This is a genomic window from Vibrio sp. Vb1337 (genome assembly GCF_033338715.1).
Taxonomy (GTDB): Bacteria; Pseudomonadota; Gammaproteobacteria; order Enterobacterales; family Vibrionaceae; genus Vibrio; species Vibrio alginolyticus.
On the sequence record NZ_JAWOTD010000127.1, the window covers coordinates 1 to 1,284 of the forward strand.

2 protein-coding genes are annotated in these 1,284 nt (G+C 42.5%); both read left to right on the forward strand.

Going from position 1 to position 1,284, the window contains the following annotated elements; genetic code table 11:
• The coding region (locus tag R7E42_RS24425; protein ID WP_318073152.1) for a formate--tetrahydrofolate ligase at positions 1-450 on the forward strand (450 nt) is incomplete at its 5' end.
• 356 nt (positions 451-806) lie between these two features.
• Positions 807-1,284: sugar phosphate nucleotidyltransferase (locus R7E42_RS24430; protein WP_318073153.1), on the forward strand; the 478-nt coding region annotated here is incomplete at its 3' end.

The following is a 1,284-nucleotide window of genomic DNA, read 5'->3' on the forward strand; positions in this document are numbered from 1 at the left end:
ACTGCTTTTGCTCAAGGTGGTGAAGGTACGAGAGATCTAGCACAACATGTCGTTGATGCTTGCGAAAAAATCGCGAATTTCCGACCTCTATATCAGAAACATCAATCCCTTCAGGAGAAGCTGATGTCTGTGTGTGAAGCTGGATATGGTGCGACAAATGTTGAAATGAGTGAACTTGCAACTCAGCAATTGGCTCATTTTGAAAAACTAGGGTTTAACGAATTAGCTGTTTGTATTGCTAAAACGCCACTTTCTATCACCACCGATTCTTCAGTAAAAGGCGCGCCAGTTGGCTTTACTGTTCCAATTCGTGAACTGCGTTTGTGTGCCGGTGCTGGCTTCGTATACGCATTATCGGGTAGCGTTATGACCATGCCCGGTCTTCCTGACAAGCCAGCGTTTATGAATCTCGACCTTGATGAAGATGGTAATATCATCGGTTTGTCATAATGAGCTTCATTTAAATGAAATCAAACACAAAGGGAGCTAGACAGCTCCCTTTATCTTACTGTTTTAAATAGGTTTTACATTGTAAATCAATAATCTCTTTAAATCCCCAGATTCTATACCGCCCCAATATAATGCACTGTCTATTTTTTAATTCACTAATATAGTGCATCAACTCTCGGTCACAAAATTCATCATTTTGATTTTTAAAGAAATATTCAATGGCGCGATTCTTGTACTACAGTTTGCAGTAGCTAACAAACAAACCAGCACATGTCATTCTAAATTGTTGCGTTGTATAGCACCTCCTCCGGTTAAGCACGGTTTAGACGCATGTAGAACAAGGGAAAGGGAATATTATGCAAGACGCACTCGCTGTAATTTTAGCAGGCGGGATGGGCTCACGACTTAGCCCACTCACTGATGATCGGGCCAAACCAGCGGTACCATTTGGCGGTAAATACAGAATCATCGATTTTACGCTAACCAATTGTCTTAATTCAGGTTTACGTAAAATTCTAGTGCTTACTCAATACAAATCTCACTCACTACAAAAGCACCTTCGTGACGGTTGGTCGATTTTTAATCCCGAACTTGGTGAGTACATTACGGCAGTTCCGCCTCAAATGCGCAAAGGTGGTGCATGGTATGAAGGTACCGCCGACGCCATCTACCACAACTTATGGTTACTATCGCGGAACGACGCAAAATACGTTGTTGTGTTATCTGGTGACCATATTTATCGTATGGATTACGCAGCGATGCTTGAGGAGCATAAAGAGAAAGGGGCAAAGCTGACCGTCGCTTGTATGGATGTTCCAGTAAAGGACGCCTCTG